General features: G+C 68.5%; 26 protein-coding genes. 14 read left to right on the top strand and 12 right to left on the bottom strand.

Annotation, left to right across the window (positions count from 1 at the left end; genetic code table 11):
• From H0X90_RS31440 to H0X90_RS31430, 3 genes are read right to left on the bottom strand one after another with little or no spacing between them, the layout of a single operon-like run.
• A complete protein-coding gene (locus H0X90_RS31440; protein ID WP_006483238.1) occupies nt 1–786 on the bottom strand; it encodes an enoyl-CoA hydratase/isomerase family protein in 786 nt (261 codons plus the stop codon).
• Between the two features lie 19 nt (nt 787–805).
• Complete coding sequence (locus tag H0X90_RS31435; protein WP_048987838.1) at nt 806–2,413, bottom strand: carboxyl transferase domain-containing protein; 1,608 nt, start codon at nt 2,411–2,413, stop codon at nt 806–808.
• A 31-nt stretch (nt 2,414–2,444) separates the two neighbouring features.
• Nucleotides 2,445–3,626, bottom strand: a complete 1,182-nt coding sequence (locus H0X90_RS31430; RefSeq protein ID WP_006480547.1) for an isovaleryl-CoA dehydrogenase — start codon at nt 3,624–3,626, stop codon at nt 2,445–2,447.
• Between the two features lie 170 nt (nt 3,627–3,796).
• On the opposite strand from H0X90_RS31430, the gene H0X90_RS31425 reads away from it, so the two are divergent.
• On the top strand, nt 3,797–4,543 hold the full coding sequence (locus H0X90_RS31425; RefSeq protein ID WP_006493419.1) for a TetR/AcrR family transcriptional regulator: 747 nt from the start codon (nt 3,797–3,799) through the stop codon (nt 4,541–4,543).
• A 72-nt stretch (nt 4,544–4,615) separates the two neighbouring features.
• On the opposite strand, the gene H0X90_RS31420 is transcribed toward H0X90_RS31425, so the two are convergent.
• Nucleotides 4,616–5,104: a MarR family winged helix-turn-helix transcriptional regulator gene (locus H0X90_RS31420; RefSeq protein ID WP_006483226.1), complete on the bottom strand. Its 489-nt coding sequence runs from the start codon at nt 5,102–5,104 to the stop codon at nt 4,616–4,618.
• A gap of 201 nt (nt 5,105–5,305) precedes the next feature.
• Between H0X90_RS31420 and H0X90_RS31415 the strand changes: the two genes are divergently transcribed.
• Both H0X90_RS31415 and H0X90_RS31410 read left to right on the top strand, forming a co-directional pair.
• Nucleotides 5,306–6,385, top strand: a complete 1,080-nt coding sequence (locus H0X90_RS31415) for an aromatic ring-hydroxylating dioxygenase subunit alpha (protein WP_062884967.1) — start codon at nt 5,306–5,308, stop codon at nt 6,383–6,385.
• A complete protein-coding gene (locus H0X90_RS31410) occupies nt 6,382–7,347 on the top strand; it encodes a PDR/VanB family oxidoreductase (protein ID WP_077190169.1) in 966 nt (321 codons plus the stop codon). The genes H0X90_RS31415 and H0X90_RS31410 overlap by 4 nt, the downstream gene beginning before the upstream one ends.
• Nucleotides 7,348–7,508: 161 nt before the next feature.
• On the opposite strand, the gene H0X90_RS31405 is transcribed toward H0X90_RS31410, so the two are convergent.
• Nucleotides 7,509–7,955: a hypothetical protein gene (locus tag H0X90_RS31405; RefSeq protein ID WP_006483235.1), complete on the bottom strand. Its 447-nt coding sequence runs from the start codon at nt 7,953–7,955 to the stop codon at nt 7,509–7,511.
• Between the two features lie 400 nt (nt 7,956–8,355).
• Here H0X90_RS31405 and H0X90_RS31400 point away from each other — a divergent pair, with 400 nt between their 5' ends.
• From H0X90_RS31400 to H0X90_RS31380, 5 genes are all read left to right on the top strand, one after another.
• The gene (locus H0X90_RS31400) at nt 8,356–10,524 is read left to right on the top strand and encodes a TonB-dependent siderophore receptor (RefSeq protein ID WP_077190170.1); all 2,169 of its coding nucleotides are present in this window, start codon (nt 8,356–8,358) and stop codon (nt 10,522–10,524) included.
• Between the two features lie 243 nt (nt 10,525–10,767).
• Complete coding sequence (locus tag H0X90_RS31395; protein WP_077190182.1) at nt 10,768–11,559, top strand: transcriptional initiation protein Tat; 792 nt, start codon at nt 10,768–10,770, stop codon at nt 11,557–11,559.
• Nucleotides 11,560–11,567: 8 nt separating this feature from the next.
• Complete coding sequence (locus H0X90_RS31390; RefSeq protein ID WP_048987892.1) at nt 11,568–12,635, top strand: substrate-binding domain-containing protein; 1,068 nt, start codon at nt 11,568–11,570, stop codon at nt 12,633–12,635.
• 53 nt (nt 12,636–12,688) lie between these two features.
• Entirely contained in the window at nt 12,689–13,387 is a 699-nt protein-coding gene (locus H0X90_RS31385) for a c-type cytochrome (protein ID WP_006493751.1), read from the top strand.
• The gene (locus H0X90_RS31380; RefSeq protein ID WP_034203290.1) at nt 13,384–14,325 is read left to right on the top strand and encodes a c-type cytochrome; all 942 of its coding nucleotides are present in this window, start codon (nt 13,384–13,386) and stop codon (nt 14,323–14,325) included. Before H0X90_RS31385 ends, H0X90_RS31380 begins: the two co-directional genes overlap by 4 nt.
• Before the next feature lie 44 nt (nt 14,326–14,369).
• Here the strand turns inward: H0X90_RS31380 and H0X90_RS31375 are convergent, their stop codons facing one another.
• The 4 genes from H0X90_RS31375 to H0X90_RS31360 all read right to left on the bottom strand — a co-directional run bounded on the left by H0X90_RS31375 (nt 14,370) and on the right by H0X90_RS31360 (nt 18,466).
• On the bottom strand, nt 14,370–16,298 hold the full coding sequence (locus H0X90_RS31375; protein WP_077021336.1) for an SMP-30/gluconolaconase/LRE-like region family protein: 1,929 nt from the start codon (nt 16,296–16,298) through the stop codon (nt 14,370–14,372).
• Nucleotides 16,299–16,398: 100 nt separating this feature from the next.
• Nucleotides 16,399–16,572 carry a hypothetical protein gene (locus H0X90_RS31370; RefSeq protein WP_171984164.1) on the bottom strand — a complete coding sequence of 58 codons (174 nt, stop codon included), beginning with the start codon at nt 16,570–16,572 and terminating at the stop codon, nt 16,399–16,401.
• Between the two features lie 171 nt (nt 16,573–16,743).
• Nucleotides 16,744–17,175, bottom strand: a complete 432-nt coding sequence (locus H0X90_RS31365) for a GFA family protein (RefSeq protein ID WP_006490053.1) — start codon at nt 17,173–17,175, stop codon at nt 16,744–16,746.
• Between the two features lie 97 nt (nt 17,176–17,272).
• Complete coding sequence (locus H0X90_RS31360) at nt 17,273–18,466, bottom strand: porin (RefSeq protein ID WP_006490059.1); 1,194 nt, start codon at nt 18,464–18,466, stop codon at nt 17,273–17,275.
• A gap of 305 nt (nt 18,467–18,771) precedes the next feature.
• Here H0X90_RS31360 and H0X90_RS31355 point away from each other — a divergent pair, with 305 nt between their 5' ends.
• From H0X90_RS31355 to H0X90_RS31340, 4 genes are all read left to right on the top strand, one after another.
• Nucleotides 18,772–19,404 (top strand): LysE family translocator, encoded by a 633-nt coding sequence (locus H0X90_RS31355; protein ID WP_006490064.1) that lies wholly within the window; start codon nt 18,772–18,774, stop codon nt 19,402–19,404.
• A 12-nt stretch (nt 19,405–19,416) separates the two neighbouring features.
• Complete coding sequence (locus H0X90_RS31350) at nt 19,417–19,953, top strand: GNAT family N-acetyltransferase (protein ID WP_077190173.1); 537 nt, start codon at nt 19,417–19,419, stop codon at nt 19,951–19,953.
• A gap of 110 nt (nt 19,954–20,063) precedes the next feature.
• On the top strand, nt 20,064–20,798 hold the full coding sequence (locus tag H0X90_RS31345) for a metallophosphoesterase (RefSeq protein ID WP_077190174.1): 735 nt from the start codon (nt 20,064–20,066) through the stop codon (nt 20,796–20,798).
• A 57-nt stretch (nt 20,799–20,855) separates the two neighbouring features.
• Nucleotides 20,856–21,467 (top strand): alpha/beta fold hydrolase, encoded by a 612-nt coding sequence (locus tag H0X90_RS31340; protein WP_006490057.1) that lies wholly within the window; start codon nt 20,856–20,858, stop codon nt 21,465–21,467.
• 63 nt (nt 21,468–21,530) lie between these two features.
• Here H0X90_RS31340 and H0X90_RS31335 read toward each other — a convergent pair whose 3' ends face one another.
• Together H0X90_RS31335 and H0X90_RS31330 are read right to left on the bottom strand one after the other, a co-directional pair.
• Nucleotides 21,531–22,853: an ATP-binding protein gene (locus H0X90_RS31335; protein WP_034203285.1), complete on the bottom strand. Its 1,323-nt coding sequence runs from the start codon at nt 22,851–22,853 to the stop codon at nt 21,531–21,533.
• Nucleotides 22,850–23,590: a response regulator gene (locus tag H0X90_RS31330; RefSeq protein ID WP_006490080.1), complete on the bottom strand. Its 741-nt coding sequence runs from the start codon at nt 23,588–23,590 to the stop codon at nt 22,850–22,852. Before H0X90_RS31330 ends, H0X90_RS31335 begins: the two co-directional genes overlap by 4 nt.
• A gap of 233 nt (nt 23,591–23,823) precedes the next feature.
• On the opposite strand from H0X90_RS31330, the gene H0X90_RS31325 reads away from it, so the two are divergent.
• Nucleotides 23,824–24,405: a thioredoxin family protein gene (locus tag H0X90_RS31325; protein WP_006490070.1), complete on the top strand. Its 582-nt coding sequence runs from the start codon at nt 23,824–23,826 to the stop codon at nt 24,403–24,405.
• Between the two features lie 50 nt (nt 24,406–24,455).
• On the opposite strand, the gene H0X90_RS31320 is transcribed toward H0X90_RS31325, so the two are convergent.
• Nucleotides 24,456–25,094, bottom strand: coding sequence for an FMN-binding negative transcriptional regulator (locus H0X90_RS31320; RefSeq protein ID WP_006495144.1), 639 nt, complete (start codon nt 25,092–25,094; stop codon nt 24,456–24,458).
• Between the two features lie 124 nt (nt 25,095–25,218).
• Between H0X90_RS31320 and H0X90_RS31315 the strand changes: the two genes are divergently transcribed.
• A complete protein-coding gene (locus H0X90_RS31315) occupies nt 25,219–26,727 on the top strand; it encodes a PLP-dependent aminotransferase family protein (protein WP_077190176.1) in 1,509 nt (502 codons plus the stop codon).
• The last annotated feature ends 124 nt before the right edge of the window (nt 26,728–26,851 follow it).

Below are 26,851 nucleotides of genomic sequence, written 5' to 3'. Positions count from 1 at the left end.
TCATTCACGCCACGACGGCGTACGCTTTTCGAGGAAGGACGCGATCCCTTCGCGCGCTTCCGCGCCGGCGCGGGTCTTCGCGATCCAGTCGGCGGTCTGCTCGATCAGCGTCGCATCGAGCGCGCGGCCGGCCACGTCGGCGACGAGCCGCTTGCACGCCTTCACCGCGTCGGGGCCGTTCGCGACCAGCGTCGCCGCCAGCTTCGCGACCGTTTCGTCGAGCGCGTCGGCCGGCACCGCATCGTGAATGAAGCCGAGCGACGCCGCACGCGCGCTGTCGAACACTTCGGCCGTCGTGAAATAGCGGCGCGCCGCGCGCTCGCCCATCGCACGCACGACGTACGGCGCGATCGTCGCGGGAATCAGCCCGAGCCGCGCTTCCGACAGGCAGAATTTCACGCCGTCGGCGGCGATCGCGATGTCGGCCGCCGCGACGAGGCCCACGCCGCCCGCATACGCATCGCCATGCACGCGCGCGATCACCGGCTTGCCGCAGCGATGGATCGCTTCGAGCATCCGCGCGAGCTTGCGCGCATCGGCGCGGTTCTCGTCGTCCGAGTAACCGGCCATCTTCTTCATCCAGTTCAGGTCCGCGCCCGCGCAGAATGCCGCACCTTCCGCGGCGAGCACGACCGCGCGCACGCCTTCGTGCGCGTCGAGCCATTCGAACGCGGTGGTCAGCTCGGCGATCGTCGTCTCGTTGAACGCATTGCGCACGTCGGGACGCGCGAGCGTGACGGTCGCCACGCGGCCGGCTTCGCTTACCTTGATCGTTTCGTATCGCATCGGTCAGTCCTCCCGGGCGTTACATGCGGAACACGCCGAAGCGCGTGTCGTCGATCGGCGCGTTCATCGACGCGGCGAGGCCGAGCCCGAGCACGTCGCGCGTCTGCGCGGGGTCGATCACGCCGTCGTCCCACAGCCGCGCGCTCGCGTAATACGGATGGCCCTGGCGTTCGTACTGGTCGCGGATCGGCTGCTTGAATGCTTCCTCTTCTTCCGGCGACCATGCGCCGCCCTTCGCCTCGATGCCGTCGCGGCGCACGGTCGCGAGCACCGACGCGGCCTGCTCGCCGCCCATCACGGAGATGCGCGCGTTCGGCCACATCCACAGGAAACGCGGGCCGAACGCGCGACCGCACATCCCGTAGTTGCCGGCGCCGAACGAGCCGCCGATGATCACCGTGAACTTCGGCACCTTCGCGTTCGACACGGCGGTCACCATCTTCGCGCCATGCCGCGCGATGCCTTCGTTCTCGTACTTGCGCCCGACCATGAAGCCCGTGATGTTCTGCAGGAACACGAGCGGAATCTTGCGCTGGCAGCACAGCTCGATGAAATGCGCGCCCTTCACGGCCGATTCGGAGAACAGGATGCCGTTGTTCGCAACGATCCCGACCGGATGGCCCCAGATGTGCGCGAAACCGGTGACGAGCGTCGTGCCGTAGCGCGCCTTGAATTCGTCGAACTCCGAATCGTCGACGATGCGCGCGATCACCTCGCGCACGTCGAACGGCTTGCGCGTATCGACCGGAATCACGCCGTACAGGCTCTTCGCGTCGTAACGCGGCGGCTTCGGCTCGCGCAGCGCGACCGGCGGCGCGATCTTCGGCGCGAGGTGACTGACGATGTTGCGCGCGATCGACAGCGCATGCGCGTCGTTCTGCGCGAGATGGTCGGCCACGCCCGACAGGCGCGTATGCACGTCGCCGCCGCCGAGATCCTCGGCGCTCACTTCCTCGCCGGTCGCGGCCTTCACGAGCGGCGGCCCGCCGAGGAAAATCGTGCCCTGGTCCTTCACGATGATCGATTCGTCGCTCATCGCCGGCACGTAGGCGCCGCCGGCCGTGCACGAGCCCATCACGACGGCGATCTGCGCGATCCCCGCGGCCGACATCGTCGCCTGGTTGAAGAAGATGCGCCCGAAGTGATCGCGATCGGGAAACACGTCGTCCTGGTTGGGCAGGTTCGCGCCGCCCGAATCGACGAGATACACGCACGGCAGCCGGTTTTCCGCGGCGATCTCCTGCGCGCGCACGTGCTTCTTCACGGTGATCGGGTAGTAGGTGCCGCCCTTGACCGTCGCGTCGTTGCACACGATCACGCATTCGCGGCCGGCGATGCGGCCGATCCCGGTGATCACGCCCGCGCCCGGCGCGTCGTCGTTGTACATGCCGTTCGCGGCGAGCTGCGAGAACTCGAGGAACGGCGCACCCGGATCGAGCAGTTGCGCGATGCGGTCGCGCGGCAGCAGCTTGCCGCGCGACAGGTGCTTGTCGCGTGCGGCCTGGCCGCCGCCCTGCGCGAGCTGTTCGATCTTCGCGCGCAGGTCGGCGACGACCGCCTCGAGCGCGGCGGCATTCGCGCGGAAGTCTTCCGAACGCGGGTTCAGTTTCGATTCGATGATCGGCATCGACAAGGCTCCGTTCGCGTGACGTGGGGCGTTACATCGTTTCCGCGAACAGCTCGCGGCCGATCAGCATCCGGCGGATCTCGCTCGTGCCGGCGCCGATCTCGTACAGCTTCGCATCGCGCCACAGGCGGCCGACCGGATATTCGTTGATGTAGCCGTTGCCGCCGAGGATCTGGATCGCCTCGCCGGCCATCCACGTCGCCTTCTCGGCCGTGTAGAGGATCACGCCCGCGCAGTCCTTGCGCACCTGGCGAATGTGGTCGCTGCCCGCCGAGTCGAGGTGGCGGCCCACTGCATACAGGTATGCGCGGCACGCCTGGAACGTGGTGTACATGTCGGCGACCTTGCCCTGGATCAGCTGGAATTCGCCGATCGCCTGGCCGAACTGCTTGCGGTCGTGAATATACGGCACCACGGCGTCGAGGCACGCGGCCATGATGCCCGTCGGGCCGCCCGACAGCACCGCACGCTCGTAGTCGAGGCCGCTCATCAGCACCTTCACGCCGCCGTTGAGCTGGCCGAGGATGTTCTCTTCCGGCACTTCGACGTCCTGGAACACCAGCTCGCCCGTGTGCGAACCGCGCATGCCGAGCTTGTCGAGCTTCTGCGCGACCGAGAAGCCCTTCATCCCCTTCTCGACGATGAATGCGGTGATGCCGCGCGGGCCGGCTTCGATATCGGTCTTCGCGTAGACGACCAGCGTGTCGCAATCGGGGCCGTTGGTGATCCACATCTTCGTGCCATTCAGCACGTAGCGGTCGCCGCGCTTGTCCGCCCGCAGCTTCATGCTGACGACGTCGGAGCCGGCGTTCGGCTCGCTCATCGCGAGCGCGCCGATGTGTTCGCCCGACACGAGCTTCGGCAGGTATTTCTGCTTCTGCGCTTCGGTGCCGTTGCGATGGATCTGGTTCACGCACAGGTTCGAATGCGCGCCGTACGACAGGCCGATCGACGCCGACGCGCGCGAGATCTCTTCCATCGCAACCATGTGCGCGGTGTAGCCCATGTTCGCGCCGCCGTATTCCTCGGAGACGGTCATGCCGAGCACGCCGAGATCGCCGAACTTCTTCCACAGATCCATCGGAAACTGGTCGGTGCGGTCGACCTCCGCCGCGCGCGGCGTGATTTCCTTCGCCGCAAACGTCGCGACGGCGTCGCGCAGCATCTCGATGTCTTCACCGAGCATGAATTGCACGCCGGGCAGGTTGATCATGTCTCCTCCGTCTCCAGAAAGTGTGTCGCACTCACCGATTTCTGAGTTTCGCTCAAATCGAATGAATACGCCGATTCATTGACCAATACAGCGGAAATTTTGCACAGTTTCGCGCTTCGCCGGGCTCGGCGTCAATAGTTTTTTGAGTGATACTCAGATATGATGCGAGCATGACAGCCGCTCCCGCCGACACCATGACCGCCACCGCCAAAGCCGACCGCGCCGATGCGCCGCGCGCACCCGCCGGGCGCAAATCCCAGCAGCGCGTGCAGGACATCCTGCGCGCCGGCCGTGACGTGTTCGCCGAAAAAGGTTACGAGCATGCGACGGCCGCCGAAATCGCGCAGCGCGTGGGGGTGTCGGAGGCGACGGTGTTCAGCTATTTCCGCGGCAAGCGCGAGCTGTGCGCGCGCGTGATCGCGGACTGGTACGACGAAATCATCGCCGCGTTCGAACACGGGATGCCACGGGAGGCATCGGTGCAGCAGCAGTTCGCGTTCATCGTGCGCACCCACCTGCGGCTGATGCTCGTGAACGGCACGGGGCTGTGCGCGCTGGTGCTGTCGGAAGGCCGCGCGAAACAGCACGCACTGAGCGACGAGCTCACCGCGCTGCAGCGCCGCTACACGGCGCCGCTGATGGACGTGCTCGCACGCGGCCAGGCGGCCGGGCAGGTTCGCGCGGACCTGCCGCTGAGCCTGTTGCGCTCGATGGTGTTCGGGCCGATGGAGCACGTGCTGTGGGATGCGATCCTCGGGCACCGCAAGCTCGATACGGAAACGACGGCCACGCAGCTGATCGACATGCTGTGGGCCGCCGTGCAGCCGCCGGCGCCGGAACAGGCGGCGCTCGTGCGCTTCAGGAACGAAGTGGCCGAAGCCGTGCGGCGGCTGGAAGGGCAAGCGTCACGCGGGTGACGCCGGTGGGCGGCACGCCCGCTGCCCCGCCGCGGCTTCTCTGCGGTCGGGCGGAGCACCGGTGCGCAGCCGCTACGAATCCTCGCTGACCCGCAGCGGCGCGCGGCTCTGCTCGTTGTTCAAATGCACGAACTTGCGCAACAGGCGCATCAGTTCCTGCGAATCGTCGTCGCCCATCCCGTCGAACAGCCCGGCCCGCAACTCCGTCACCGACGGAATCAAGTGGGTGAGCAGCTCGACGCCCGCCGGCGTCAACAGCAGGCGCCGCTGACGCCGCGGCAGCACTTCGCGCACGATCAATCCCTTCGCTTCGAGCCGCACCGCGAGATCGGCCGTGGTCGACGTGTCGAGCGCCACCCGCTGCGCGAGCGTCACCTGATCGAGCCCCGGATTCTCGTACAGCATCCGCAGCACCGCGTACTGCACGGGCGTCACGTCCCGGCCCAGCTTCTCGTAGAACATCGCGACCGCGATCTGGTGCGCGCGCCGGATCAGGTGCCCGGGTTCGTCGTACAGGTCGATCGGGAAAGCCGGCAGGTCGGCGGGAGTCGTTTTTTCCATGAATGAGTCGATGACATAGGCGGTGCGCGCCGGTTGCGCGCGCCGTCGGCATGGCGCTGCCTCGCGCCATTTCGCGGGAAAACCAGTATACCGCTCGCCTTGTTTCCGCCAATCTCAATGAGTACACTGAATCTCATTCAGTACACGGAATTAAGATCGGGCCGCATCCCCGGCGGCACCGTCCCGAAGGAGACAAGGAACATGTTTCTCAAGAACGCGTGGTACGTGGCGTGCACGCCTGACGAGATCGACGGCAAGCCGCTGGGCCGCAAGATCTGCAACGAATCGATGGTGCTTTACCGCGCGACGGACGGCCAGGTCGCCGCGCTCGAGGATTTCTGCCCGCACCGCGGCGCGCCGCTGTCGCTCGGCTTCGTGCGCGACGGCGTGCTCGTGTGCGGCTATCACGGGCTCGAAATGGGCTGCAACGGCAAGACGGCCGGCATGCCGGGCCAGCGGGTCGGCGGGTTTCCGTCGATTCGCAGCTTCCCGGCGGTCGAGCGGTACGGCTTCGTGTGGGTCTGGCCGGGCGATGCGTCCGAAGCCGATCCCGCCAAACTGCCGGCGCTGGCCTGGGCCGAGGATCCGGCCTGGGCGCACGGCGGCGGCCTGTATCACATCCGCTGCGACTACCGGCTGATGATCGACAACCTGATGGACCTCACGCACGAGACCTATGTGCATGCGTCGAGCATCGGCCAGAAGGAAATCGACGAAGCGCCGCCGAAGACGACGAGCCACGGCGACGAAGTCGTCACGAGCCGCTTCATGGAGAACGTGATGCCGCCGCCGTTCTGGCGGATGGCGCTGCGCGGCAACGGGCTCGCCGACGACGTGCCGGTCGACCGCTGGCAGATCTGCCGCTTCACGCCGCCGAGCCACGTGATGATCGAAGTGGGCGTCGCGCATGCCGGCCACGGCGGCTACGATGCGCCGGCGGACAAGAAGGCGTCGTCGATCGTGGTCGACTTCATCACGCCCGAGACCGACACGTCGATCTGGTACTTCTGGGGGATGGCGCGCAACTTCCGGCCCGACGATCGCGCGCTGACCGCCGAGATCCGCGAAGGCCAGGGCAAGATCTTCGCGGAGGATCTCGAGATGCTCGAGCGACAGCAGCGCAATCTCGAGCAGTGGCCCGAACGCACGCTCCTCAAGCTCAACATCGACGCCGGCGGCGTGCTGTCGCGCAAGGTGATCGACCGGCTGCTCGCGGAAGAAAACGCGGCGCGCCCGCAGCGGCCCGTGATTCCGGTCGCGCACGCCCGGGAGGCGTCATGAGCGACGCGACCTTGACGGTCCGGGTCGCCCGCAAGTGGCACGAAGCGCGCGACATCTGCGGCTTCGAACTGGTCAGCGATGACGGCTCGCCATTGCCGCGCTTCGACGCCGGCGCGCATATCGACGTGCATCTGCCGGGCGGGCTCGTGCGCCAGTACTCGCTGTGCAACCACCCGGAGCAGCGCGATCGCTATCAGATCGCGGTGCTGCGCGAGGCCGACGGCCGCGGCGGATCGCGCGCGATTCACGACGAAGTCCGGCAAGGCGATACCGTGCAGATCGGCCTGCCGCGCAATCAATTCCCGCTCGCGTCCGATGCGCCACACCATCTGTTGCTCGCCGGCGGGATCGGCGTCACGCCGATTCTGAGCATGGCGGAACGGCTGTGCTCGGCCGGCATCCCGTTCGACATGCATTACTGCGCGCGTTCGACCGATCGCATGGCCTTCGTCGAGCGGATCAACGCGGCCGGGTTTCGCGATCGCGTCCGCTTCCACGTCGACGACGGCGATCCCGCGCAACGCTTCGATCTCTCTACCGTGCTGGCGGGTGCGCCCGACGGCACGCATCTGTACGTATGCGGCCCGCGCGGCTTCATGGATGCGGTGCTGAACGCCGCACGCGAGCGCGGCTGGGGAGAAACGCGGCTGCACTACGAATTCTTCGGCGGCGCGGTCGTGTCGTCCGGCGCCGATCGCGCATTCCAGGTGCGGATCGCGAGCAGCGGCAAGGTGATCGACGTGCCGGCCGAATGCACGGTGATCGCGGCGCTGGCGGCGCACGGCGTCGACGTGCTGACGTCGTGCGAGCAAGGCGTGTGCGGCACGTGCGTGACCCGCGTGCTCGAAGGCGAACCCGATCATCGCGACGCGTATCTGACCGACGAGGAAAAAGCAGCCGGCGACCAGTTCATGCCGTGCTGCTCGCGATCGCGAACCGACCTGCTGGTACTCGATCTGTAAATCCGCGCACGCGGCGTGCCAATCATCATACTGGAAACGATCGATGGCCCATCCTGCCCGGCCATCAATCAAAAGATCGCGCCCGGCGCGTGATCGAGCGATTGCTGCTGCAGCCCGAGCAGGCTCGACCCTCGCACGCCGGCCCCCGCCCATCGCTCGACTCAATCGGCGAGCCGGCAATGCGACAGCTTCAACCCCGGCAGCACCGGCGCATCGATATAGCCTTCGTTCACGCAACTGAAGCGGAACGCCGCCGACGTGACGAACGGCTTGATCTCGCCGCCGGGAAATTTCGGCTTCAACGCGTCCTGGTCGGCCACGTCGAAATGCGTGTCGAACTGCTCGCCGTCGGCCGTCAGCGCGCCGAAGTACGTGCCGCCCGGGTCGCCGCCCATCCGGATCACGGCGCCGACGAACGCGAGGCGCTTGCCGTCGTACTTCGTCTTCGCGGCGGCCATGTCCTGCGTGTAGGCCTCGATCACGGCGCCGTAATGCGCGTCGATCGCGGGTTCGGCGGCCAAGGCCGCGCAAGCGGCCGGGTGGACGGCCGCCAGTAGCGTGCAGGCCGCGAGCGCGGCCGCCGCGAACGGCGCGGAAATCTTCTTCAAGGGTGGTCTCCCGTCTAGCGTGGTGGTTGAAGTCATCGAAGCCCGGCGCAACGCCGGTTGAATTCGCTTCCGTTGCTTTAATCGTTCGAATGGCGGTACACGGCTGCGATCACTTCATCGCCCGCACGCTCGCGCGCGGTGCGTGGCGTCGCGCGAAACGCGACGTGACAGGAAGATGACATGGTGCGGCCCCCGGCTCTCTCGTTGAATTTCACTGCGTCTGATTTTGGCCGCTACGGTAGCAGACGGCCGACGCGCCGGCAACCGAGCGCCGAGCCTGGCCGGTCGCCTCTTTACAATTGCAAATGATTCTCATTACATATATCATGCGCACCCTGGTCGCCACGCAATGCCGCGGCCCGCAACACGATCCTTAGCATTCCTCTTCCTGCATCGATTCATGCCATCCCGTCGAACGCCCTGCCGTGCCCGGACCACACGTCCGTGGCGCACGCGCCTGCCTGCCCTGCTCACCCTGTGCGTCGCGAGCGGCGCGCATGCGGCCGGCGCCGAACCCGTTGCGCCCGCACCCGACGCCGCGTCGGCCGCCGAACACGCGCTCCCGGCGATCAACGTCAGCGCGTCGGCCGCCGTCGATCCAACCGTCGGCTATCAGCCGCGCACGACGAGCATCGCGGGCGGCGACGACCGCGCGCTGAAGGAAATTCCGCAGTCGGTCGCGGTGGTCAGCAGCAGCGTGATGCAGGACCAGCAGGCGCGTTCGCTCGACGACGTGCTCGGCAACATCAGCGGCGTCACGCAGACGAACACGCTCGGCGGCACGCGCGACGCATTCATCAAGCGTGGCTTCGGCTCGAACAACGACGGCTCGGTGCTGGTCGACGGCGTGCGCACGCCGGTGCTGCACAGCTATCTCGCGACGATCGATCGCGTCGAAGTGCTGAAGGGCCCGGCTTCGCTGCTGTACGGCATGCAGGACCCGGGCGGCGTGATCAACCTCGTCACGCGCAAGCCGGAAGACACGTTCGGCGGCTCGATCTCCGCGTCGCGCACGAGCCACGGCGGCAGCAACGCGCAGTTCGATCTCACGGGGCCGCTCGGCCGCCCGGGCCAGGTCGCGGGCGGCACGCTCGCCTTCCGGCTGACCGGCGAATACGACACGAGCCGCTACTGGCGCAGCTTCGGCCGCGAACGCAACGCGTTGATCGCGCCCGCGCTGTCGTGGCACGACGCGAACACGTCGATCGACGTCAGCTATCAGTACGTCGACTACACGATGCCGTTCGACCGCGGCACCGTGCTCGTGAACGGCCGGCCGGACGATGCGCTGCGCTATCGCCGCTACGAGGAGGCGTGGTCGCAAAGCAGCGGCATCCAGGAAACGCTGCGTACCCGCATCGAGCACCGCTTCTCGGATGCATGGCGCGTGCGCGCCACTTACGGCTGGGGCCGCGACCGCTACGATCAATTCATCACCCGCGCCACCGCGTTCAACAGCAGGACCGGCGCGCTGACGCGCTCGTCGGATGCGAACCTCGGGCGCAACGATTCCGACCAGATCGCGACGCTCGGCCTGCTCGGCAACGTGACGCTCGCGGGCATGCAGCACGCGATCTACGTCGGCGGCGAATACGAGCGGCAGCGCAGCTTCCGCGGCGACACGATCCGCGGCAAGGCCACGACGGGCTTCAATCTCTACGATCCCGTGTACGGGCTGCTCGCGCCGGGCGGCGTGCCGAACCCGAAGCAGAGCGATTCGCGCTCGGTCGTGCATGCGTATTCGACGATCGTGCAGGACTCGGCGAAGATCACCGACCGCCTCACCGCGGTAGGCGGGCTGCGCTGGGAGAACTGGCAGCAGGAATCGGGGATGGGCCGGCCGTTCGTGTTCGCCGACCGCTCGCGCGGCAGCGTCTGGCTGCCGCAGTTCGGGCTTGCGTATGCGCTCACGCCGGCGCTCACCGCCTATGCGAACGTGAGCCGCTCGTTCAAGCCGAACGTCGCGTCGAACGTCGCGGCGCCGCTCGCGCCGGAATACGGCCGCGTGCTCGAGGCCGGGCTGAAGTTCAGCCTGAAGCCCGCGATCACGGGCACGCTCGCCGTGTACCAGATCGACAAGCGCAACGTCGCGGTCACGGTCGACGACATCACGTCGACGATCGGCACCGCCCGCTCGCGCGGGATCGAGCTCGACGTCGCCGGGCAGATCACGCGCCACCTGAGCGTGATCGGCAGCTACGCGTACACGAACGCGAACGATCGCGACAGCAACACGCCGCTCGTCAACGTCGCGCGCCACACGGGGAGCCTGTTCGCGGTGTACGACACGGCCATCGCGAACCTGCCCGGGCGCTGGCGCTTCGGCGGCGGCGCGCGTCTCGTCGGCGCCCGCTCCGGCGACACCGCGAACAGCTTCACGCTGCCCGGCTACGTGAGCGTCGACGCGTTCGCGGCGTACGAAACGACGATCGGCAAGTTCCCGACCCGCTTCCAGCTCAACGTGAAGAACCTGCTCGACAAGACCTACTATCCGTCGAGCAACAACAACCTGATCGTCGCGGTCGGCGAGCCGCGGCTCGTCACGCTGACGACGACGGTATCGTTCTGACGTCCGCGCGCGGCCGACGCCGGCGCAGCAGCCGTCGGTCGCGCAACGCCTGCCGCCTTCACGTCGCCGCGCAACGCGGCGGCGCCTGCCTCCCGGTCAATCATCGGGCCCTCGAATAGCTCCCATCCGATATCGCGATTTCCGGTATCGATCGCGCGCCCCTAGACTGGCTACGCGATGGCGACGCAGCGCTGCGGCACGGCGATGCAGCTCGCCCCCACAAAAACGATCTGGGAGAGCTCGATGTCCGACCGGCATGCGCGCCGTGACGCACTCAAGACACTCGGCCTCGCGGCCGGCACCGCCCTGCTCGCGGCGACGCGCCCCGCGCACGCCGCGGCGCCCGACATCGGCACGCTGCTGCCCGGCGGCGCCGCGCGCCTCGCCGACCTCACGCGCCGCCTCGCGGCAACCCCGCGACGGCGCGACTTCAAGACGGTGCCGATGATCCTCGAGCGCCCCGACCAGTGGGACCACGCGGCGCTCACCGAAGTCATCGGCTATCGCGGCGGCCCGAAGCAGGTGTGGGACAACACCGAGCTCGGCGGCCCGTGGCTGAACCTGATGCGCAATTCGCTGAACGCGCAGATCTGGTCGTACGGCCATCCGGATTTCCTCGTCGTGTCGGCCACTCACGGCAGCGCGCATCTCGCGCTGTTCGATCGGATCGCGTGGGACAAATACGGCCTCGCGAAATTCGCCGGCGCCGCGTTCCCGACCAACACGCTGCTCGACGCCAAACCGGCGCAAGCGAAAGGCGCACAGGACCACGAACTACCGGACGGCGCATTCTCGTCGCATGACAACGGCATCGCCGCGTTGCAGCAGCGTGGCATCGTGTTCCTGTCGTGCCACAACGCGATCTGGGAACTCGCGGAACGGCTCGACGGCGCGAATGCGAACCCCGACAAGCTGCCGCTCGACGCACTCGCGGCCGACCTGACCAACCACGTGATTCCGTCCGCGATCGTCACGCCGGGCGCGGTCGGCACGCTGCCCGAGTTGCAGCAGGCCGGTTTCACGTACGCGAAATGAGCACCGCGATGACCTCGATCCGGATGAAACCGCCCCGGCAATCGTCCACGGCGCGCCGCCGCCCGCGCACGCCGCGCGCCGTGCTGGCCGCGTGGCTGTGCTGCGCCTCGGCGCTTGCGCTCGCCGCCCCCGCCGACACCGATGCACGCCTCTTTCCGCCGTGGCAGGACGGCCGCAACAACGACGCGATCCATCGCGGCCTCGAATTCACGGTGCCGCAAGTCGACGTGCTCGCCGATTTCCACGGCGACCTCACCGCGCCGAAGCTCGTGCTGTACGTCGGCGGCAATTACTTCTTCGCGATGGCACCGCTCGTCGCGAAGTTCGAGGCAGACCATCCCGAGTATCGCGGCCGCATCTACTGGGAAACGATTCCGCCCGGCCTGCTCGTCAAGCAGATCCACGCGGGCGGCACGATCACCGTCGGCAACATGACGTGGACGGTCAAGCCCGACGCGTATTTCGCGGGGCTCGGCAAGATCAACGACCTGATCGCGGACGGCACGCTCGCGGGCCCGGCCGTGCCGTACGTGACGAACCAGCTGACGATCATGGTGCGCGCCGGCAATCCGAAACGCATCGCGTCGCTCGGCGATCTCGCGCGGCCCGACGTGACGCTCGCGATGCCGAACCCGGCCTTCGAAGGCGTCGCGCGGCAGATCCGCGCGTCGCTCGTGAAAGCCGGCGGCGACGCGCTCGCACGCGCCGTCTACGACGACAAGGTGCGCGCCGGCACGGCCGAGCTCACGCATATCCACCATCGGGAAACGGCGCTGTTCCTGATGCAGGGCCGCGCGGACGCGGGGGTGCTGTGGCAGTCCGAAGCGGCGTTCCAGGAACAGGTCGGGCATCCGCTGATGCACGTCGACATTCCGGCCGAGCAGAATACGACGGCGATCTACGCAGGCGCGATGGTGAAGGACGCGCCGCACCCGGAAGCGGCGCGTGCATGGCTCGCGTTCATCCGGTCGCCCGAAGCGTTCGGGATTTTCCGGCGCTACGGCTTCGGCCGATATGATGCGAACCAGCCGACGCCGCATCTCGCGCCGGCGCAGGACGTGCCTGCCGCAAGCTGACGGTCCGGCCGCTGCACGGCGCGCGCGCCACATACACAACAAGGAGGGGACACGTGAACGACAGGGTCGCTATACGGCGAGAACCATCGCGACGCCGGTTCGCACCGCTGCTGCTCGCCGCGGCCGCGCTGCTGGCCGGCCACGCGCATGCGGACGACGCGGCGTCCGGCAAGACGATCGCGACACAAGGCACGGCGACGGGCGTCGCCGCCTGCATCGGCTGCCACGGCAGCCAGGGCGAAGGCAACGCGGCGGCCGGCTTCCCGCGCCTTGCGGGCGCGAACGCCGCGTACCTGTCCGCGCAGCTCGCCGCGTTCGCGGACGGCAGCCGCCAGAATCCGGTCATGCAGCCGCTCTCGAAACTGCTGTCGCCGCGCGAGCGCGATGCGGTCTCCGCGTACTTCGCGAGCCTGCCCGCGCCGGCCGGCGTCTTCACCCCCGACGACGCGTCGATCGATCCGGCGAACACCGGCGCGTGGCTCGCGACGCGCGGGCGCTGGTCGCAGGGCCTGCCCGCGTGCGCGCAATGCCACGGCCCCGGCGGCCTCGGCGTCGGCACCGCGTTTCCGCCGCTCGCGGGGCAGCCGGCCGCGTATCTCGCCGGCCAGTTGCACGGCTGGCAACACGGCACGCGGCCGCCCGGGCCGATGGGATTGATGCCGATGATCGCCGGCAAGCTGTCCGACGCCGACATCGACGCGGTGGCCGCCTACTATGCACGCGGCGGCGCCGCGCAAGGAGACAAGCGATGACCGATCGCACGACGCTGATCCGCCGCGCCCGCACGGCGCTGCTCGGTGCGGCGTGGCTGCCCGCGCTCGCGTTCGGGGCGACACCGCAGGACGCACCGGCCGCCGCTTCCGCACCCCCGCCCGCGCCCGCCGCCGCCGCGCCGGCGGCGAAACCGTTCACGCCGCCGCCCGAATCCGCGATCCCCGCCGACGACTTCGGCAAGACCGTCAGGCTCGGCGAGCAGATCTTCCTGCACACGCCCGCGTTCGCGGGCAAGTACGTCGGCAACAAGCTGACCTGCGCGAGCTGCCATCTCGATGCGGGCCGCCGACCCGATTCGAGCCCGATGTGGGCCGCTTACCTGCTGTATCCGGCGTACCGCGCCAAGAACGGCCACGTGAACACGTTCGCCGAGCGCCTGCAGGGCTGCTTCCGCTACAGCATGAACGGCAAGGCGCCGCCGGCCGGCGATCCGATCCTGGTCGCGCTCGAAACCTATTCGTACTGGCTCGCGAAGGGTGCGCCGGTCGGCACGAAGCTGCCGGGCCAGGGGTTCCCGAAACTGCCACCGCCGGCGCAGAAGGCCGACTACGCACGCGGCGCGGCCGTCTATACGCAGCACTGCGCGCTGTGCCACGGCGCGGACGGCCAGGGCCAGTCGAGCGGCGGCAAGCCGGTGTTCCCGGCGCTGTGGGGCGCGCGCTCGTTCAACTGGGGCGCGGGGATGGGCGACATCCGCAACGCGGCCGGCTTCATCAAGGCCAACATGCCGCTCGGGCTCGGCGGCACGCTGACCGATCAGGAAGCGTGGGACGTGGCAACCTTCATGGACAGCCACGAACGCCCGCAGGACCCGCGCTTCACGGGTTCCGTGCAGGACACGCGCGCGAAGTTCCACGATTCACCCGACTCGATGTACGGGCGCAGCGTGAACGGGCGCGTGCTCGGCGCGCCCTGACGATCAGGCCGCGCCGGTCGATACGGCCCGCGCGGCCGGCGCGGTCACGGACGCCAGCGATACACGACGATGCTCGACCCGTTGTAGTTGTCCTTCGTGATCACGTACTCGCCGGTCGAGCGCAGGTATGCGCGCACGCCGTACATCGAATCGACGTCGTTGCCGACGTCCATCGCCGACGGGTTCGAGTTCGTCAGCGTCGTGACGAGCGCACCGGTGTTCAGGTCGAATATGTCGATGTTCGGCACCGTGTGCACGTAGCCGACGAACAGGTAGTGACCGGCGGCCGCGATCGATTTCGGGTTCGCGCTCGTCAGGTTGATCACCGGGTTCGGCGTGCTCGTGTTGCCGTTCTTCCAGCCGTGATAGACCTCGATGTGCCCGTTCATCGCGGTCCAGTCCCAGTTGCCCGCGAGGCCCTGCGCAAGAATCATCGTGTCGCTGTCGGCCTGGTAGATGATGCGCGTCACGGGCGCCACGCTGCCCGGCACGGCGGTCGTCACCGGCTTGCCCCATGACGGCTTGCCGGTCGTCGGGTCGAAGCCCGTCATCGGGTAGCGCGTGATCGCGTTGGAGCCGTTCAGTCCGGCCCACACGTCGCCGTTGCCGTCGATGTCGAAACCGGCCGTCACCTGCAGCGTCGTGTTGAACGGCTTGCCGGGCAGCGAGCCGGCCGGAATCGCGATGTAGCCGCTCGCGGTGTTGAAGTAATAGAAGTTGAAGTTGCCGGGGTTCTGGCCCGACGCAACGAGGATCCGGTTGCCGCCGACCGTCACGAGCTGGCCGAAGTGCTGGCCACGCTGATAGTCGTTCATGTCGAGGCGCGGGTCCTTCGGATAGGTGAACGGATCGACCGTGTTCGCGACGAACGTGCCGCCCGCGGTGCCCGTATACACGTTGTTGCCGCTGAAGAACAACGTGCCGTCCGTCGCGGGATCGGGCGCGGCGATCCCCTCGAAGTTCAGCGCCTGCAGCTTCCATTGCAGCGTGCCGATCGGGCTGTACGAATGCAGATCGGTGCTGCCGTTGCGGCCGAGATCCCAGCCGCCGCCCCAGGCGTTGTTCAGCACGTACAGGTTGCCGGCCGCATCCTTGCCGAGCGCCGCGACGCGCGTGAAGCGCTTGTCGCCGACCTGCCCCTTGATGCCCGTCGTCGTGTCGAGATAGCCGCCCTGCACGCCGAACGTGCCGACCTGCACCGGCAGCCCGGGCAGCCCGCCGTACACCTTGATGTTCATGTCGGGCCCTTCGTCGCCCACCATCAGGCGGCCCATCGACGCATCGAAGTACAGCGACGCCGGCCGCGCGCCGGCCGCCATCTGCAGCGTGTTCATCGCCGTCCCGGTCGGACTGAACTGCGCGACGACGCCCGCGCTCTTGCGCGCGACCCACAGGTTGCCGGCCGCATCGAGCGCCAGCGCGCCGGGCCCCGTGACGCCGATGTCGCGCTGCCACACGCCATCGGTCGTATAGACGCGCACGCGGTTGCCGTAGAAGTCGCTCACGTACAGCAGGTTGCCGCCCGTCGCGAGGCCCGTGATGACGTCCGCATACTGGATGCCCGTCCACGTGCTGACCGGAATGCGCAGGTCGCGCTGGTTGGTGCTGCGGTTGTAGCGGCCCACCGAGCCGCTGCCGAACGTGCGGTTGTAGCCGAGCGCGACGAACAGCGACGTCGAATTGCCGGTGATCGCGCCGCCCTGGAATTCGTCGTGGATGCCGATCGTGCCGAGCGGCTGGCCGTTCTGGTAGATCGCGACGCCGCCCGCGTTCTCGTCCCAGCGCGACGCCGTGTAGATCACGCCTTCGGGCGCGACCCACATCGAGCGCGCGCCGTTGCCGACGTGCGAGGCGAGCGTGCCGTAGGTGTTCGCGAGCCAGTCGGTCGAGTATTGCGCCTGCGCGTGGCTCGCCGGCGCCAGCATCGCCATGCACATTCCCAGCAACACCGCGCGGATTTGTTTCATTGACATGAATAATGCTCCCAGACGAACCATGGTCGACACTGTAAATCGCGGCGCATGAAATATTGGTGATTCAGGCAAATGCGCATTCGCCGTTACCCCGAATTATTCACTGCACGCCTTTTGCCGTCCGGCGCTTTTTCGTCAATGATCGAAAAATCTGCGAACCCGCGCCACGACGGCCTGCCAGCCACGCGGTCGCGGCGCATTCCCCGGCATTTTCTTCCGGGTCATCCAATGCCAATGCGTCATTTTTTCTGATATGAGCGCATTGCTTTTTCATTCCCCGGCGATCGTTTTGATTATTACAAATAGAAATTAAAATGAAAGGGGAAAAATATTATCCGGCGAGCCCGGCGCTTGCGATTTCGTGCAGGAAGGGAAAACAGGAAGGAAAGCGGAATGCAGCGGGGAAAGCCGCGCGCCGGCCGTACCGGCACGCGGCGGCGATCGTTCAGTTCGCCGGATCGAGCGTCGGGCCGTCCCAGCCGTCGACGTATTTCGGCAGCGCATCGACGACGTCGAGCACGCGTTGCCGGTAGAACAGGTGCATCGTCGGCTGCAGGTCGCCGGGCAATGGCCCGCCGTGCGCCCGCGCGGTCAGGCTGTTCGGCACGACGCGCATGCCGAGCCGGTTCGTCCCGAACACGATCTCGCCGCACGCTGCGCACCACGTACGCGCCATCGACTTCGACGGATGCGGAAACGTCGCGTGGCCGCCGTCGATCGTCACCTGCTCCGGCGGCCATGCGGTCGCGGACAGCATCGGCGTGCCGTAGAAATCGCGGCAGGTCGCGCAATGACAGTTCGCACGCGCGGCAGGCTCGCCGCGCAGCGTGACGGTCACGGCGCCGCACAGGCAGCGCGCGGAAAGCGTTCGGGTCATGTCGTCTCCTCGAAAAGCGAGGCGACAGTATAGAAGCATGCATGCAACGTGACCCGCATCGGCCGCGGGCCCCGTTGCACGCGCAACGACCGCCGCGTCAGAACTTCTGGCGCAGCCCGAGGCTCACGATCGCCTGCGAGCGCGAATCGGACGAGTGACCGTTCGCCTTGTCGGACACCGACGCGGTCGCGGCCACCGGCCGGCCGAGCGCGTCGAGCGTCGTGCCGGACGCATGCTGGTACGCGCCGAGCAGGTACACGCTGGTGCGCTTCGACAGGTCGTACACCGCGCCGAGCGTGACGTTGTGATACTGCGCGCGGTTGTCGATGCCGTCGACGTCGCTGCCGCGCGTGTAGCTGTAGCCGGCGAACAGCTGCGTCTGCGGCTGCACGTTCCAGCGCGTGAACACGCCGGCGACGTTGAACGTCGCATGGCCGGAAAACAGCGATTGCGCGCCGCTGCGGTATTGCACGTTGCTGTAGTTCACGCCGACGACGGCCGGCCCGAAGTCGTACGTCGCGCCCGTCGCGATCACCTGTTGCGACTGCGCGCTCGCATAGCCTTCGTTGATCGACGAATTGAACAGGCCGTCATCGGTGCTCTGCCACTTGCCCGCCGTCGGATCGGTCGCGCCCGTCTTGCTGTTGTCCGAGCGCTCGTAGCCGACACCCACGCGCAGCGGCCCCGCCGCATACGCGGCGCCGACGCTCCACGTGTTGCGCTGCTTCATGCTGCCCGGCTGGCCGCCGAAGCCGTACAGCGCGCCGAACGTGAAGCCCGAGTAGTTCGCGCTCGTATATTTGATCGAGCTGTCGACGCGCGCGGTCTGGTCGAGATCGTCGATGTCGCCCGGGTGCGCGCCGAAGCCGCCGATGAACGACGATGGGCCCACCGGGCTCACGAAATCGTCGAGCGACGTGTACTGGCGACCGAGCGTGATCGTGCCGTAGCGGTTGCTGCCGAGCCCGACGAACGCCTGCCGGCCGAACTGGCGGCCGCCCTGGCCGGACGTACCGTTGGAGATGTCGAAGCCGTTCTCGAGGACGAACAGCGCGCGCATCCCGCCGCCGAGATCCTCGGAACCCTTGATGCCCCAGCGGCTGCCGGACAGGTTGCCGGTCGTGAGGCCGACGCTCGAGTGCCCGGTGTACGCGCCCGCCGAGCCGACCCGCTCGTTGCTGCGATAGGTCACGCCCGCGTCGACGATGCCGTACAGCGTGACGGAGCTTTGCGCGGCGGCGATACCCGCGAGCGAGAGCAGCAGCGGCGCTGCGATCAGTTGCTTGTTCATGTTGTATGTCTCCGGGCGGTGAGCCCGTTGTTCTGGCTGGCTGTTTGCGAGTGGTGCGCGCGGGCGCCGACATCCGCCGGCGGTGCGAGACCGGCGACGTCCACGCGCGACGACGCGGCGGGCATGCCCGCTGCGGCCGGTATGGTAGTTGGAACCGGTTTCGTTCCAAAGCGGAATAATGACAACAGTTTCTTGTCGAAATTGAGATAGTTCGGGCGTGGCCGTCGCCGCTCACTGCCGCGCCTGTACAGCGAGGGCCGACGCCCCCGATAATCGAACGCGCGCCCTCCATCGGGAGTTCAAACATGCATGAAACGACCCTGCTGATCTTCGCCGCCGTCGCATTCGTCGGCATCGCGACACCCGGCCCGACCGTGCTGCTCGCGCTGACCAACGGCTCGCGCTACGGCGTGCGCCGCGCGGCCTACGGTTTCGCGGGCGCGATGCTGTCCGACTTCGTGCTGATCGTCGCGGTCGCGCTCGGGCTCGGCGCGCTGCTGATGGCGTCGGCGTTCTGGTTCTCGGTCGTGAAGTGGCTCGGCGCCGCCTACCTCGCCTATGTCGGCATCCGGCTGCTGACGTCGAAGGGAGCGCTCGACGTCGCGGCCGCGCAACACGGCACGGCAACCGAGCGCAACGCGTCGATCTTCGCGAAAAGCTTCCTGACCGCGGTGACGAACCCGAAGGGTTATCTGTTCTTCTCCGCGTTCCTGCCGCAGTTCCTCGATCCATCCGCGCCGCTCGCGCCGCAGTACGTCGCGCTCGCGGTCACGTTCGCGCTGCTCGACGGCGTCGTGATGTTCGGCTACGCGCTGCTCGGCGCACGCGCGGTGCGGCTGTTGAAACGCGCGGGCGCGCTGTGGCTCGAACGCACGTGCGGCGCGATGCTGCTCGCACTCGCCGGTTCGCTGGCGCTGTACCGGCGCCATGCCGCATAGGCGCCGGGCTCGATGAAAATCGCCACGCCGCCGCGCGCCGGTTACCCCGGGCTGTCGCTCAGGCAACTCGAACGCGCGGACCTCGACGTGTGGTACGCGTACCTGTCGAATCCCGACGCCGTTCGCCACACGAGCTGGAACCTGCGCTCGCCCGACGATCTGCTGCCGCTGTTCGACAACATCGAATCGACCGATCCGGATTCGATCCGGCGTCTCGCGATCGTCGACACCGCGTCGGGCGCGCTCGCCGGGACGATCGGGCTGCATACGGTGTCGACCGTGAACCGCTCGGCGGAAATTGCGTACGACCTCGCGCCGTCGCACTGGGGGCGCGGCATCGCGAGCGCGGTATGCGAAGCCGTCACCGCGTGGGCGTTCACGCACGGCGGCTTCATGCGCATGCAGGCGGTCGTGCTGACCAGCAACGCAGGCTCCGCGCGCGTGCTGCAGAAGTGCGGCTACCGCTACGAAGGGTTGCTGCGCGCCTACAAGATGGTGCGCGGCACGCCGGGCGATTTCGCGATGTACGCACGCCTCGCGACCGACTGACGTGCCCGCCGCGGCATCGCGTGCCGATGCCGTGAAGCGATTGCACGACCCGATTGCACGGCCCGCGCCGAATTGGCGACAATCGCCATTCCCCACATCGACTTGCCGCCATGAAAATCGCCGCGCTGTCCGACATCCACGGCAACCTCGCCGCGCTCGACGCGGTGCTCGACGACGTCCGCCGCCGCGGCGCCGACGTGATCGTCAATCTCGGCGACATCGTGTCCGGCGCGCTCCATCCGACCGAAACGGCCGACCGCCTGATCGCGCTCGACCTGCCGACCGTCAAGGGCAATCACGAACGGCAGTTGCTCACCGGCGAGCGCGACGCGATGCGGCTGTCGGATCGCTGGGCGCACGACACGCTGCGCGCCGACCAGTTCGACTGGCTCGCCGCGCTGCCCGAACGTCTGACGCTCGACGGCGACGTGCTGATGGTGCACGGCACGCCGGACAGCGATCTCGTCTATTTCCTCGAAACGGTCACGCCCGACGGCTGCCGCGCAGCCACGCCCGATGAAGTCGCGCAGCGCGCGGGCGACACGGCGGCGTCGCTGATCCTGTGCGGCCACACGCACGTGCCGCGTGCAGCACGGCTCGACGACGGCAGGCTGATCGTCAATCCGGGCAGCGTCGGGCTGCAGGCATATGAAGACGACCTGCCGCATCCGCACCGGATCGAGACGGGCTCGCCGCACGCGCGCTACGCGATGGTGTCGCGCACGGCGGCCGGCTGGAACGTCGAATTCCATGCGGTCGAATACGACTGGCACACGGCCGCCGCCACCGCGGCCGCGCGTGGGCGCGACGACTGGACCGTCGCGCTGCGCACCGGCCGCTGCTGACGCGCTCGCGCCGCTCGTCGTCCCGCTTCGCTTCGACTACCGGAACACCAACACGCCATGCCCGCTCCATCGCAATTGCTCTTCCTGCCCGGCGCATCGGGCAGCACCGCATTCTGGCAACCGCTGGCCGGCAGGCTCACGCATCCGGCCGAGCGGCGGATCGTCGCGTATCCGGGCTTCGGTGACACGCCGCGCGATCCAGCCGTCGACGATTTCGACGGTCTCGTGCGTCATGTGCTCGCAAGCGTCGACCGGCCGACCGCCGTGATCGCGCAATCGATGGGCGGCGTAATCGCGATGCGCGCGGCGCTCGACAAGCCGGATCTCGTCACGCATCTCGTGCTGACGGTCACGTCCGGCGGCCTCGACATGGCCGGACTCGGCGCGCAGGACTGGCGCGCCGGTTTCGCCGAGGCGAACCCGCGGTTGCCGGACTGGTTCATGACGTTGCGTGCGGACCTGTCTCAGGACATCGGCCGTATCGCGCAGCCGACGCTGCTGCTGTGGGGCGACGACGATCCGATCAGCCCGGTCGCGGCCGGCCGGCGTCTGCTCGAACGGCTGCCCGATGCGCGGTTGCACGTCGTACCGGGCGGCCGGCACGATCTCGCGGCCGTGCATGCGCAAGCGCTCGCGCCGCTCGTCGACCAGCATCTGCACCGCGCGTGACATCGCTCCCGTCGTACGCCCCAGCACGCGCCCGACACGGCGACGCTCGCGCGCGGCGTCGCATCAGCCCGCGTTCCTCAGCGTCAACGTCGCTTCGAGCCCGCCGCCGTCGGGCCGGTTGCTCAGCGTGAGCGTGCCGCCCATCGCCAGCGCCAGTTGCCGCGCGATCGCGAGGCCGAGCCCCGTGCCGCCGGTATCGCGATTGCGCGACGTCTCCACGCGCCGGAACGGCTCGAACACCGCGTCGAGCTGGTCGTCCGGAATGCCGGGCCCGCGGTCGAGCACCGCGATCACCGCGCCACCGTCCGGCGCCGCCCGCACGTCGATCTCGGCCGCGCCCGCGAACTTCAGCGCGTTGTCGACCAGGTTGCCGACGATGCGGCGCAGCGCCTTCGGCCGCGTGACGAGCGCGAGCTGCGCGCGGCTGTGCAGCGCGACGTCCTGCCCCGCATCCGTGTAGTCGCACACGATGCTGTCGAGCAGCGCGTCGACGTCGATGCGGCGTGCGGCTTCCTCGGTGCCGTGCAGCGTCCGCGCGTACGCGACGCCCTCCTTCACCAGATGCTCCATCTCCAGCAGGTCCTGGCGCAGCTTCGCGCCCTGCGTGTCGTCGTCCATCACGTCGACGCGCAGCCGCATCCGCGTGATCGGCGTCTGCAGATCGTGCGAGATCGACGCGAGGATCTGCATGCGCTCGGCCATGTACTGCGCGATGCGGTCCTGCATCGCGTTGAAGGCCCGTGCCGCGCGCGCGACTTCCGACGGCCCGTCTTCGCTCAGCCGCTCGCCCTTCAGGTCGGGGCCGAGTGCGTCGGCGGCCTGCGCGAGCTGCTTGAGCGGCCGCGTCGCGAGCCGCACCGCGAGCCAGCAGCACGCGGCCAGCACCGCGAGCTGCACCACGAGCACGGCCGGCAGCCAGCCCGACAGCGGCACCGTCGACATCGGATGAATGTCGATCGTCAGCGGCGAGCCGTCGGTCAGCCGCAGATGCACCTGCAGATGTTCGCGGTCGCCGGGGATCGAATTCGCGGTCAGCGGATAGTCGCCGCCGATGCCGTCCGAGATCGAGCGCTCGACGCGCGCCGACAGCCGCGCCTCCGGCGGCGTGCCGGTTTCGCCGGGCCCGAGGATGAATGCATAGCTGCGCCGTGCGAGGCGCGGCAGCCACGCGGTGCGCTCGGCGGGCGGCAGATGGTCGAGCAACGCGACCGAGCTCGCGACCTCGCGCTCGATGTAGCCCATCATCAGGTTCGTGGTCGCCTGGTCGCGCTCGGTCACGGTGAGCCAGAACGACAGCGTCTGCGCGAGCGCCAGGCCCACGCATAGGATCAGCGCGAGCCGCGCGAACAGCGAACGCGGCCAGCGCCACAGCGTGCGCGCGCTCATGGCGTACCGTCGACGGCGGTCACGGCCGACGAGAACACGTAGCCCTCGTTGCGCAGCGTCTTGATGTAGCGCGGCTCGCGCGCGCCGTCGCGCAGCCGCTGGCGCAGCCGGCTCACCAGCAAGTCGATCGAGCGGTCGAACGGGTCGGACTGGCGCCCTTGCGTGAGGTTGAGCAACTGGTCGCGCGTCAGCACGCGCTGCGGGTTGTCGAGGAACACGCGCAGCAGCCGGTATTCGGCGCCGCTCAGCGCGACCAGCGTGCCTTCGGCGTCGAGCAGATGGCGCCCGGTCGTGTCGAGCTGCCATTCACCGAACGCGAGCAGCGCGGCCGTTTCCGTGACCTGCATGCCGGGCGGCAGCATGCGCGCGCGGCGCAGCACCGAGCGAATCCGCGCCAGCAGCTCACGCACCGCGAACGGCTTGGCCAGGTAGTCGTCGGCGCCCATCTCGAGACCAATGATGCGGTCGGTTTCCTCGCCGCGTGCGGTCAGCATCAGCACCGGTACCGTGCGGAACTTGCCGGCGCGCAGGTCGCGGCACAGCGTCAGGCCATCCTCGCCGGGCAGCATCAGGTCGAGCACGATCAGGTCGGGCGCGCCGTCGTCCAGCGCGTTGCGCATCTCGCGGCCGTTCGCGGCCAGCGACACGCGCATGCCGTTCTTCTCCAGGTAGTCCGCGATCAGTTCGCGGATCGCGCGATCGTCGTCGACGATCAGCACGTGGTCGAGCTTGTCCATGAGTCGTTGCCGGTATCGGTGTCGGGGTTCGGGCGGGGCGATGTCCGCTTTTATACCGCACGGCGGGCACGCGTTTGTATCGCAATGTATCGCGGCGCCGCGACGACACACAACATTGCATACGCGCGGCTGGCCGGACACATCGCGGATACGTCGGCGCCGCCTAATGGGGCCTGTCGAAACCCGTCCGGCCGCCGCCCTCCCGCCGCGGCCCCAAAGATCAGGAGAACGCCATGCTGCCCCGCTTCAAGACCGCCGCCCTCGTCATCGCCCTCGCCGCCACGGCCGGGCTCGCCGCCTTCGCCGGCACCCGCGACGACGCGGGCGTGCAGGCAGCGCCGGCCGGCATGGCGGCGCCCGGTTTCACCGGCATCGACCGCTGGCACAACAGCGCGCCGCTGACGCTCGACCAGTTGCGCGGCAAGGTCGTGCTCGTCGATTTCTGGACGTATTCGTGCATCAACTGCATTCATACGATCCCGTACGTGAACGACTGGTATCGGAAGTATCGCGACCAGGGGCTCGTCGTGGTCGGCGTGCATACGCCGGAATATCCGTTCGAACGCGACGCGAAGAACGTGGCCGATGCGATCAGGCGCTTCGACATCCGGTATCCGGTCGCGCAGGACAACCGCTACGACACGTGGCGCGCATACGGCAACCAGTACTGGCCCGCGCTGTACCTGATCGATGCGAACGGCAAGATCGTCTATACGCGTTATGGCGAAGGCGGGTACGACAAGACGGAAGCCGCGATTCGCGGCGCGCTCGCGCAGGCGGGGGACGGGACGAAGGGTGCGACGCGCACGCCGTGACCGGGGCCGCGCGCGGGCTCGCCACGCGCCCGCGCGCGGCAGTCATGCGCTCATCCGCGCTTCGCGTCGGCCTCCGCCAGCATCGCCTCGCCGATCGCGAGCTGGCCGTCCGCGACCAGCGCTTCGCCCGCGCCGCGAATATCGGCCGCGGGCTTGTTCTGCCCGAGCTTGCGCTTGCCGACGAGCTGCGTGATCTCGATCTGCAGCCCGACGATCGCTTGCAGCATCGCGTCCATGTAGTCCTGCGGCGCGTCGCCCATCTTCCACGGCACCGGCTGCGACGCTTCGTGCGTGCGCGTCAGCCGCGCAACCACGCCTCGCACGAACTTCTCGTCGTCGCGCACCGTGATGCGGCCGTGCGCATGCACGACCCGGTAGTTCCAGGTCGGCACCTCCCGGTGCGTCGCCTGCTTGCTCGGATACCAGGTCGGCGAGATGTACGCGTCACCCGCACGGAAGATCACGAGCACCTCGTCGCCGTCCGCGACGTCCTGCCAGACCGGATTCGCGCGGGCGACGTGTGCATGCAGTTCGCCGAGCCCGCCATCGCCCGGCATCAGCGCGAACGGGAGGTGGATCGCATCGAGCCCGCTCTTGCCGTGCGTGATCAGGCTGCCGAACGGGTGCTGCACGATCAGCTCGCGCAGCGCGTCCGGATTGGGTTCGTTGTAATCGGCGGGGATGTACATGTCGGCTCCACGGTCGTACGGGGTGGGAAAGGGGCGCGGGCGCAGGCCCGTCATGCGTCGATTGTGGCCTTAAACTGGTTTATCCTGTAGAGCCGGTTTGAAACAATTTCAGCAGACCAGAATCATGGCAAGAACGGCCCGGATCGTCGAAATCCCGTCGCTCGGCGCGCTCGATCGCGCGGCCGGAGACCTGAGCCGCCAGCTCGCGCAGGCGCTGCGCGATGCGGTGCGCCGCGGCGACGTCCGGCCCGGCGACACGCTGCCGTCCACGCGGCTGCTGGCGGCGTCGCTGCAGGTGGCGCGCGGCACCGTCGTCGACGCGTATGCACAGCTCATCGCCGAAGGTTTTCTCGAATCGCGCGGCGGTGCGGGCACGCGGGTCGCGCACGCGCTCGCGGAGCCGCCACCCGTCGACGAACCCGAACCACCCACCCGCCATCAACGCCCGGTACGCGACGCCCTGCCCGAACCCGCCGCCGCCTTCGCGCGGCTTGCCAACGAATTCAACCCGCTGCCGGCGATGCCGTTCGCGATCTCGGTGCCGCTCGGCCTCACCGCGCCCGACGACATCTGGCGCCGGCTCGGCAATCGCCTGCGCGCCCGCGGCGCCGGCGCGCCGTCCGGCTATGCCGATCCGCAAGGCGCGCTGCCGCTGCGCGAAGCGATCGCCGACTACGTGCGCCGGTCGCGCTCGGTGCGCTGCGATGCCGGCCAGGTCGTGATCACGAGCGGCACGCAGCAGGGGCTGCATCTCGCGAGCCAGGTGCTGCTCGGCGACACCGACCGCGCGTGGGTCGAGAATCCGGCCTACCGCGGCATCACCGCGCTGCTCGAAAGCACCGGGCGGCGCGACGCGATGGTGCGCGTGCCGGTCGACGCCGACGGCCTCGACGTCGACGCCGGCATCCGGCTCGCACCCGATGCGCGCGCCGCGTTCGTCACGCCGTCGCACCAGTACCCGCTCGGCATGCCGTTGAGCATGGCGCGCCGCAATGCGCTGCTCGCATGGGCGCGCACGCACCGCGCATGGGTCGTCGAGGACGACTACGACAGCGAATTGCGCTACGAAGGGTATCCGTTCCCGTCGCTGCAAGGCCTCGCGCCCGATCGCGTGATCTATCTCGGCACCTTCAGCAAGATCCTGTTTCCATCGCTGCGGCTCGGCTACGTGATCGCGCCCGACGATCTCGTGCCGGCGTTCTGCGGCGCGCGCGTACTGATGGACCGCCACGCGCCGACCGCCGATCAACACGTACTCGCCGCGTTCATCGCCGACGGCCATCTCGACCGCCACATCCGCCGCGTGCGCGGCGTCTATGCGGAACAGCGCGCGCTGCTGATCGACACGCTCGGCGCGCGACTGCCGCGCGAGCGCGCGTGGGTGCAGCCGGGCGACCAGGGAATGCACGTCGTGCTGTGGCTCGCGGCCGGCATCGACGATCTCGACGTGGTCGCGCGCGCCGCCCGGGCCGGTGTCGCGGTGCGCGCGGTGTCGCCGATGTTCGCGCCCGACACTGCGCGCCCCGGGCTGGTGCTCGGCTTCGGCGGATTCGGCCGCGCGCAGATGGAAGCGGCCGCGCAACGGCTCGCGGACGTGGTTTCGTCGGTGGAATCGCGGCCCCGCGGGCGGTAAAAGGTTGTCGGCGGGCAACAAACGTAATCGTCTGTAAATCCTGCAAGCAAACGGCCGTTTCGGCCGCCGGCGCGCGGGTTCCGTTTGCTAGGATCGCGCGTCTTCCTTCCGCGCCCCTGCCGCC

The organism is Burkholderia sp. 9775_39 (genome assembly GCF_015712225.1).
Taxonomy (GTDB): Bacteria; Pseudomonadota; Gammaproteobacteria; order Burkholderiales; family Burkholderiaceae; genus Burkholderia; species Burkholderia cenocepacia.
Note: the sequence above shows the minus strand (reverse complement) of the source record. Positions and strands in the feature narration are given on the sequence as shown.